Source organism: Mesorhizobium sp. B2-4-17 (assembly GCF_006441275.1).
GTDB lineage: Bacteria > Pseudomonadota > Alphaproteobacteria > Rhizobiales > Rhizobiaceae > Mesorhizobium.
Window position 1 is genome coordinate 1 of sequence record NZ_VFUX01000065.1, and the last position, 9763, is coordinate 9763.

The following is a 9763-nucleotide window of genomic DNA, read 5'->3' on the forward strand; positions in this document are numbered from 1 at the left end:
CAGCGTCGCTGTCGTTCAGCGTCCCGTTCACCGCAGTGAGAGTCTGGCCCTCCTGGGCGGTGCCGCTGATCGACCCCGCTGTCGTGAAGGCAAGCGTGATGTCGGTGACTGCCGCGCTGGCGTTGCTTGTTGTGCTGATCGTTTCGCTACCGTTGTCAGTTGCGGTTATCACGACTCTAAGCTGGTGGCCTTCGTCGCTTTCTGCGACGGTATAAATGGAACCGGTCCCATTGGCATTTATATCGTGCCAGGTCGTTCCATCTGAAGAATATTGCCATTGGTATGATAGAACTGCATCGGCGTCAGGTGTCGTTCCTCCGGAAATTGTGAGGACATCGCCCTCTTTGGCAGTGCTTGCAATCGTGGCTGAGACTAGGGGTGGATGGTTGACGGTCAGCGATGCCGTGGTGGTGCCGAGCGTGGAGTCGGCGGAGCCGTCATGGGCCTGGGCCGAAACCCCGATCGCGACGGTGCCCTCGAACTCGGTGGCCGGCGTGATGGTCAGCCCGCTGAGGTCGGCGGCGGACTGGGCGGTGATGGTGAAGGTGCCGTTGTGGTTGTCGACGACGCCGGTGCCGTGCAGCGTGGCGCCCTGGTCGAGCGAAACCGTCACGGTGACGGAGTCGTTGCCGTCTTCGAACAGGTCGCTGGCATTGGTCAGCGTGATGGTGAGGTTGCTGGTGCCGTCCTCGTTGATGGTGGTCGCCGCGGCGGTGACGAGCGGCTGATCGGCGACCGGGTTGACGGTCAGCGATGCCGTGGTGGTAGTCGGAGAACTGAGATTTCCTTCGACATCCCTCTCCGTCGCGGTCACTGAAAGCGCAAATTGACCTTCGAATTCGGCCGGAGGCGTGATCTTGAGGCTCGAGAGATTCCAACCGCTCACATCCGTCGAGGTAGACCCGATCGCCGCTATAAAAGAGTGCCCCGCCGCGCCATCCGACAAAGTCGCGCCGATTGGAATTCCAGCAATGATCAATGATTCAAAACTATTGTGATCACCGGAAAGACCATTAACGGCGGCTCCCAAACTTACGGCTATTGCGGAATCCTCATTGCCGGTCGAGGCACCAGGATTTAGCGTCGCCGCCAGCGGATTGACCGTCACAGCCTCGGTCGCAGTGGTCACCGGCCCGATATTGCCTTCGGCGTCCTTCTCGGTCGCCGCAAGGTTCAGCACGAAGTTGGTGTCATTGACCGGCATGACCGTCAGCGACGCCAGTGTCCAGGACCCCACGTCCACCGAGGTATTGCCGCTGGTTGCCGTGAAGCTGTGACCGTTGCCGTCCGCCAGCGTCGTCCCCACCGGGATCGCGCTGATCACCAGGCTGTTAAGCGTGTTGGTGCCGGCTGCATCGCCGGCCAGCTTGTTCAGCGTCAGCCCCACATTGAGCGCGATTGCCGCGCCTTCCACGCCAGAGGCCGCCGCCGGCGCCAGCGTCGCCGCTAGCGGATTGACCGCCACAGCCTCGGTCGCAGTGGTCGAATTCCCGCTCCCGTCAGTAGCAACCGCCGACAGACTGAAGTTGGCATCGTTTGGCGGTGTGATGCTGAGCGTCGACAGATTCCAGGTATGAACATCGATGGAGGTCAGGCCGCTCGTCGCCGTGAAGGCGTGTGATGCGGTTCCGTCGGTAAGGGTCGCCCCCACCGGGATGCCGCTGACCACCAGAGACGCAATTCCGGCAACATCCGAAGCTGCCAACGTGCCAAGGTGGATTGCAGTGCCTTCGACTCCGGTAGCACCGGCTGCCCAGGTGACTGTCGGAGGCGCCTCATCGACGGTTACCGAATGGGAATCTGAAGCCGCTGTTGAGCTGCCAACCTTAACTACAGCGGCAAGAGTATACGTGCCGTCCGGCAGTGAGGCGTGCGCCAGATCGCTTGCCGGAATCACGGCGGACCATGTGCCGTTCGCGGCAACTGTGGCCGTATAGTTATGACCATTTAGGCTGACGATGAGATGTGCGCTGGACGTAAAGTTCGCGACCGTACCGGTAATGGTGACACCGGCAGCTGCATCGGCGGAGTTGAGCAGCCAAGGGTTTGACTGGCTAGGCTCGATCGGATTGATTTTGACCGTGAACGCAGCTGGGGGATCGACTCCGAGAAAATCGCTTGGCGTGAGCGTCGAGGCCCCAGTGACATTTACTTTCAGATCGGCGATGCCATCCCCGTTGGTATCTGTGTAAACGAACGATCCACCACTACCGTCTGTGGTATACCAGACGGCGAAAGCGCCAGCGGCCCCGAGGTTGGTCGTGTTGGCGGATTGCTGGCCCTTCCAGAAGAATTCCCCCAGCCCCGCACTGGAGGCGGTCTGTCCGCCCTGTGCGCCGACGATCATATTGTCGTTGAGGAGCTTCCTGAAATCGAGCTTGTCGACGCCTGCTTTGAAATTGTTGATCACATCCCACTGCGACCCGGTACCATTAAAGGAATCAGTCGCGCTGGCGTAACTGAAGACGTTGGCAATCTGACCGTTGACTGTCGCTTGAAAGACGTTTTTGCCAATACTGCTGTTGATGTCGAGAGAAGCGAGCAGAGAGGTGCTGGACAGGCCCGAGCCAACTAGGCTTGGGTTGCTGGAAAAAGCACTCAGAAAAGCGGATGCGCTGTGAGCGCTGAAGGTGACAGCAGGGGAGCCGGCAAGCAGGTTTCCATAGTGGTCGCTCTGTGCGAACGAAAAGTTGTCGAGCGATGTCGCCCACAGTGTGTAGTATTGGCCGGTGCCCGCAGCTTGAAACGTAAGCGTCAGATTGTCTGTCCAGAACGCGTTATCGATCGTCTGAAGTTGCGTCGCATTCGTAGTGGCGAACAGGGCGTATGCGATATCTTGCAGTGCGATAATCTGGCTTCCGCCGATGTTATCACTTGTGAGGGTGTCGAGCACATTAAGGTTGTCGACCGTCGCGCCATTGCTTGTTGTCGAGGCCATGACTTGCTTCCTTTTCAGCGGCGGCAGGACCCTGATGCCTGTCGACTGCCCATTGAGTTCACTCGATCGCCAGCGACCGACCTTCTGGCCGCGTGCGACATGGAATTGATGAAAGCCCGGCCATTGGCGCCGGTGCCGGCCTCGCAGTTCCACAGCCGGAGTTCGCCGCCTTCGCCGACTGCGGCTGTCTCGCGCGCCTCATCGGCGCGCCAGACGGCCGACCAGGCATCGGATAAGAAGCCGATGCGCCAAGCGCAGCCAGGCGAACGGCGGAGACATTGTCGCGCGGCCTTATTGCCGCGGTCATCTGGAACGCGGCCGGCCGCTTCGCGCCGGGCACGATCGCGCCCATCTCGGGGCGCAATTTTTTCAACGACGTTGGAAGATCAGGAACGACGGGGGCGATGAACAGCAGTTCTTCTGGGGCGCGCACGCATTGTGAAGTCGCCTGCGCCGGGGCGCGACCATTCAAACGGACAAAGCCTGCGGCATTCCTGCACTGGCCTCGCAGTGGCGACTCTCTCCGACCTACTCGCACTTACTCTTACCCCTGCCCCTTCGCCGACACCTCGGCGACCACTCGGTAAGAGAGTTCGGAAAGCGAAAGACAAATGCAGGACACCCGGAATTACAACATAGGTAAACCCTTGGCACGCCAGACCGGTCGCACCTTAGCTACATCCTGACAAATCGTCTTACGAACCCCAACCCCCAACTACTCGCGCGACCGCCCCTGTTTCAGTCGCACGTCTCTTTATATGTCATATTACTAAAGTCGAAAATTAGGAATTTGTAAAGTATGCGGATTGCACCCACTTTGTTTTTGGTTAAGGGGGAAGGGAACCGCAAACGACCGGCAGGTCGCAAGTACTGCTAGTCGGCGAACATCTGTGCCTGGCGCTCCCGGCGTCCGGCAAGGTCGATCAGGGACTGGCGTCGCGATCGGAACTCCTCCATCCGCGGCCCGATGTAGTCAAGGACTGCCAATGACTTCGGCACGAAACGTAAAATTCTCCGGTTGTCCTCGTTCGTGGCAGGTGCGTGGGCTGGCGGCTTGCACATGCAGGTCTCATCCAGAGGCGAACTCAGCGAGTTCGTCGGCCGCCTCACTGATACCGTGTGCGGCCGCGCGCTCGAGCCAAAGGCGAGCGGCAACCGCGTCGCGCTCCCCGGCGAGACCTTTGAGGAGATAACGGCCGAGCATGAGTTGGGCTTGGCCATGTCCACGTCCGGCAGCGGCGGCGTACCATTTCTGCGCTGCCATCTGGTCGACCGGCATGCCAAGGCCAGCGCTATGCAGCGCGCCAAGCGCAAACATCGCCCCGGCATGACCCTCGTCGGCGGCCTGCTCGAAAAGCTGCATTGCAACTTTAGGCTCACGCCGGCCCCCGCGTCCGTTGAGCAGCATCTCGGCAAGTGCCACTTGCGCGTCGAGCATACCGGCATTGGCTGCGCGGGCAAACCAGTCGCGGGCCTGCGATGGATCGGCCGCAACGCCGCGCCCATCCTGGAGGAGGCGGACATACATATATTGCCCGTCGGGAACACCTTCGGCCGCGCGCCTTAGCCATTGCGCCGCTTGCCCCTCGTCCTGGCGAACACCGAGTCCGTTGGCGAAGCAGAGCCCAAGATTGAATGCGGCGATCAGATCGCCCGATGAAGCGGCCGCTTCGAACCATCCGGCAACGCTAGCACTGTCATCCGGCTCTCCGGCTCCTGCGAGGACAAGATTGGCAAGATCGATCTGTGCCTCCTGATTGCCGCCATTTGCCGAAGCGCGCAGCCAGCGTGCTCCCTTCGACGTCCTGGGCTACGCCGTTTCCCGTCAAATAGAGCGAGGCCAAAGCGCGGGCGGCGGCCTGGTGGCCCGCCTCGGCCGCTCGCCGATACCAGTTTGCGGCTTCTGCAAAATCCGGCCGCTGCGTTTTCGCATAGTGATTGCCCAGGAGATGGGCTGCCTCGATATTGCCGGCCAAGGCGGCACGTCGCATCCCACGCCTCTCCGGCAGCGACATCCTGGTCGACGAGTGCACCGTCAATCAGCGCCAATCCCAGCCGGAACTGGGCGGAGGGCAGGCCGTTCTCTGCAGCAGCCTGATAGAGTTGAGCGGCTGCAGCCATGTCTCGTGTCACGCCGAGCCCGTGCTCGGTAAGAACCGCAAGAAGATAGGTTGCGGTCGGCAGCCCAGCATCGGCTGCGCGCCTTACCTCTTCGGCTATCCTGACCCGGTTTTCGCGTTTGCCGCGGCGCGCCAGCGACAGGGCGAAGCCAAGGCACCCTTCGGCGCAACCCGCAGAAGCCGACTTCTCGTACCAGCGGTGCGCCGCATCGGCATCGCGCATCGATTTGGGGCCGCTGGTAAGGATAAATCCAAGGATCGCCTGTGCCGTAGACGAGCCTGCCTCGGCCCCCTTGGAGGCAAAGTCGAAAGCGGCGGCGAAGTTTGGTTTGCTTGGGCAATCCGGTTTGAACAATTGCTCGGATCCGGCGCTCTGGCCGTCAGCGTCCTCGGCCACCAGTCCGGTCAGATAAAGAGCGGCGAGGAGCGCTTGCGCGTCGGCGTTCCCGTGGCTGGCTGCCCGCAGTAGCCACCGCGCGCCTTCTACGGCTCGGAGGGACACCCGAGCCTTCGAGATAGCAACGCGCGACCCGGTACTCGGCGTCGACGAATCCCCGCCCGCGAGCTCGGTGTCGGCGGTCTTGGCTTCCTCGACGGTGATGACGCCGTCATTGCCGACTTTGTCCATCGCCTTGGCGATCATCTCGCCGACAGAGGCGTCGCCATTGGCCGCGATAGTGCCGACCTGGGCGATCTCGGCTGATGACTTGACCTTCTTGGCTCGCGCCTTAATCTCCTTGACGACGGCAGCAACGGCAACATCGATGCCGCGCTTGAGGTGCATCGGGTTCATGCCTGCGGCAACGAATTTGGTGCCTTCGCGCAGGATCGACGACGCCAGCACCGTGGCGGTCGTGGTGCCGTCGCCTGCGAGATCGTTGGTTTTCGAGGCCACTTCGCGCACCATCTTGGCGCCCATGTTCTCGAACTTGTCGGCAAGCTCTATCTCCTTGGCGACGGTGACGCCGTCCTTGGTGATGCGCGGTGCACCATAGGCTTTATCGATGATGACATTGCGACCCTTGGGTCCCAGCGTTACCTTGACGGCGTTGTTGAGGATCTCGACACCGCGTAGCATGCGGTCGCGTGCATCGGTGGAGAATTTGATTTCCTTGGCTGACGTTTTTTATCCAGTTCGGCTTCGAGGGACGGCGAGTTCAGGCGGCCTTCTTCACCGCTCCGGTCTTGTCAACGATGTCCGTCTCGCTCCTGTCGATGATGCCCATGATGTCGGCTTCCTTCATGATCAGAAGGTCCTCGCCGTCGATCTTGACTTCAGTGCCCGACCATTTGCCGAACAGGATGAAGTCGCCCGCCTGGACGTCGAGCGCGATCAGCGCGCCGTTTTCGTCGCGCGCACCCGGGCCGACAGCAATGACTTCGCCTTCCTGCGGCTTTCCTTGGCGGTGTCGGGAATGATGATGCCGCCCTTGGATTTGGTGTCGCCTTCGCGCGCCGAATGACGACGCGGTCGTGGAGTGGCCGGAATTTCATGGGGACTCTTTCTGGGGGCCGGCATGATAGCGACCGCACCCGTCCTATAGGCGCTTTGGCACTCGATAGATAGGAATGCAAAAAATTGTTCACGGACCGCGTTCAATAATCCGCAGCTATGACGAGGCGGGCAAGCGCATCCGCTTCGTCGGCCATGATGGCATGTTCCAGATTTCAGTCTCGGTTGCCGCCTACGCGATGTACAAAGATCAAGCTAGGAATCGCGGCAGACGAAGCCGGCTACCTCGGCGCCTTCGATACGCCAAGCGATGCCATCCATGACGTGGCGGAAGCGTTAAAAATCCATTGCGGCGTCGGTTCGCTGGCCCTCATGCCTCCGTTGGAGCTCGCGGATCTGTGACCTGATGCCGGTCAAGCCGTTCTCGGTCTATCGCAAGCTCCCGATGAGGCTCGACCTCACAGCAGCGAGCTTGGGCCAATGAGCGGCCTGATTTCCACTGCCGGACTGTGGGGAGCGGACAAGGTGGTCTCCCTGACTGGATATGCGCCCCATCAGCATGTCCCAAGTCCCATCGAGCCTCACTTCGCTGCTCCAGCGCGGTACCCAGTCTGAAGTTCGGGCCGGTCGCACTCGCAGCGGCTGTTGCGAGGGCCGCCACGACCCGGGACGTGACAGTCGCAAGTCGCAACTTGTAGGAGGGGTCGATCCCAGTGAATGGGACCGTCTGTCGGAGGTCGTGCAGCCAAAGTTGCTGCTGCTGGGTAGGGAGCAAAAGAACCTAGAAGGCTCCCCCTCGGCACGATAGAGCCTCTGGTCCTCCGTGCCAGGGAAGCCGCCCTGAAGGGCGTTCTGGCGCGATTGTTGGAGCGTATCGGGGCTAGGGTGCCTTCCGTTTCGGTCCAACAGATGAACCAATGGATCGACACTTTTGGGGGAGATTCAGAAGGTCCACACTCAAGCGTCGATCTCGAAGCTTTTAGTGCCGCGGTAGAGAGGCGCCTCACCGCAATATCACGTGGACAGCTTACGCTCACACCTGAAGACGCCGTCGACGGTGTGCGGAGCCACTATTGGCAGCCGGTGCAAAACACACCTGAAGCCGATAATTTGCTTCGTTTGGCTGCCCTCGCGCGGGTGGAAATCGAACCCACCGAAGAACTTCTTCCCCGGAGAGACGCAGGATTGGCACGCTCGATGGCCAGCGGGCTTGTCATCGCCGACGCCGGTGGAGGGGAGTTGCGGACGCGATATAAGCTATCCCATCCAGCGCTCGCCCAACTCCTTCAAAGTGCCGTGGGCGTAACAGATGGCGGGAAAGCAGAGCGGCTCGCCGCCTCGCAAACCAGCATCCCCGTAGCCTTTCGTCTCGCCGGGGTGGGGCCCAGCGACACCGAACCCTCGGCGGCTTTGAACATCGCGATGGCCTCAGTTCCGGACGGAAGTTGGATCAATACCTGTGCAAACCTCGACGAATTGTCCGCGGTCATTACATCCTTGCTAAGACGACACCGGAGCCGGTGGACAGCGCTAGACAGGGCTCTTTCAAGTGACCCTGGGCTCTGGCGCCTAGCTGCAGCGACGAGACACGTCAGCAACTGGATTCGAGCGCTCACCGTGCTCCACGAGCGAAATTTTTCGTTATCGCTTGAGGCACTGCTGCATTTCTGCGCAAACATCCGGCAGGAGAACAGTTGCTTTCATCAATTGACGTCCAGGAGTGGACGGAGGCTCAGCTTTCGTACGCCCGCGCGGTGTTGGTTCCAGAAACTGTGACGGCCGCTGCCTGGTTTGCGGGAAAAGGACGAGAGGATATTGCAAGACCTCTGTGCGACAGACAAATCACAGATGCCGATCCACTCCGATGGTTGTCTGCAGGGATATCGCACCTATCGCACCTAGGTCGTGGTGACGATTTAACTATCTGAGCCAAATGGCGATGGCTGCGAGTTTGACAAAGCCCATGAAGTTGGCGAGAAGTTTGTCGTATCGGGTAGCGACGCGCCTGAACTGCTTGAGCTTGCAAAAGAAGCGCTCGATGCGGTTGCGCTCCTTGTAGAGATCGATGTCGTAGGGTCGCTGGACCTTGCGGTTGCGCTTGGGCGGGATGACGACCTGTGCGCCCTGTTCAATGATCCTGTCAGCGAGGTGGTCGGCGTCGTATCCCTTATCGGCGATGGCGGCATCGGCGTCGATACCGTCGATCAGGTCGTGCGCCAAGGCGATGTCGTTGCGCTGGCCGGGGGTGCCGATCAGGCGGATGGGAAGGCCGAGCGCCTCGGTGGCGGTGTGGATCTTGGTGCTCAGGCCGCCGCGAGACCGGCCCAGGCCCTTGGCATCCGCCCCCCCTTTGACCTTGCGTGCCCCGGCGGCATGCTGGTGCGCTCGCACGATCGTGCTGTCGATCATCAGCCATTCGAGATCGGCTTCGCGGGCGAGCATTTTCATCGTCCAGCACGCCCATCCCGATCCAACGATAATAGCGCCGCTTCACTGAGCGGTAGTCGCCTAGTCGCTCCGGCAGGTCGCGCCAACGGCCACCCGAACGTGCCATCCACAACAGCGCGTCGAGGAGCTTCCGATTATCAGTGCGCGGGCCGCGCTTGCCTTTGGTGCCGCCGGGCACAAAACACTTGATCCGGTCCCACTGGTCGTCCCGAAGCGCGTCGCAATTCATCGCTGATCTCCAAAAATCAGCGTTGAATCTGATTTGCTGCTCCTTGGGAATCCCAAACCCTTAAATCGTCACCACGCCCTAGTGGGACTTAGCAGTCGAGACGGAGAGGCTATCCGCTATTTACTCAAGGTGCTCGAAGCCTGTGGGTGGCTGCAAGAAGCGGTTGCCAACGCAAATACAGGTGATTTGTCAGGGGCGCTGTTCTCTCTGTCTAACCATCTGCCAGTTGGGTGCCTGCCGGCCTCGTTATTGGCGCACCTCAAAACCAGGGTCACGTCTGAGCTTCGTGAGAATTTAATGGCGGATGGTGAAGCGGGACTTAGAGCTTTGTCACTCTAGGTAGCGCCACACTGTTCTTGCCACAGTATGCAATCCTGGCTGATCTTGAATTACCCTCGGACGAACGAATTGCCGCCATGATAAAGGCGCGAGTGCGAAAGGTTGAGGTGGGTCAAGTCGGAACCCACGAGATTCAACTGTGGCTGGGAATAATGAAGCTTAGAGCGTCGGGCGAATAGGGTGAACCGTTGGGATTCCCTTTTCGACTGAAGTCTGATTCCTATGGATGCGGAGGT

3 protein-coding genes and 3 pseudogenes are annotated in these 9763 nt (G+C 60.4%); all 6 read right to left on the reverse strand.

Annotated elements, in window-relative coordinates; genetic code table 11:
• On the reverse strand, window positions 1-2938 hold a 2938-nt coding region (locus FJ548_RS29495; RefSeq protein WP_140779762.1), incomplete at its 3' end, for a hypothetical protein.
• A 1069-nt stretch (window positions 2939-4007) separates the two neighbouring features.
• Window positions 4008-4682, reverse strand: coding sequence for a tetratricopeptide repeat protein (locus tag FJ548_RS30640; protein WP_348640953.1), 675 nt, complete (start codon window positions 4680-4682; stop codon window positions 4008-4010).
• Window positions 4583-5281, reverse strand: a complete 699-nt coding sequence (locus FJ548_RS30645; protein ID WP_246678807.1) for a hypothetical protein — start codon at window positions 5279-5281, stop codon at window positions 4583-4585. Before FJ548_RS30645 ends, FJ548_RS30640 begins: the two co-directional genes overlap by 100 nt.
• 339 nt (window positions 5282-5620) lie before the next feature.
• Window positions 5621-6136: pseudogene (locus FJ548_RS29505) on the reverse strand (TCP-1/cpn60 chaperonin family protein); the annotation flags it as partial.
• A gap of 79 nt (window positions 6137-6215) precedes the next feature.
• A pseudogene (locus FJ548_RS29510) lies at window positions 6216-6552 on the reverse strand (co-chaperone GroES).
• 1879 nt (window positions 6553-8431) lie between these two features.
• Window positions 8432-9188 (reverse strand): annotated as a pseudogene (locus tag FJ548_RS29520) (IS5 family transposase).
• Window positions 9189-9763: the final 575 nt, after the last annotated feature.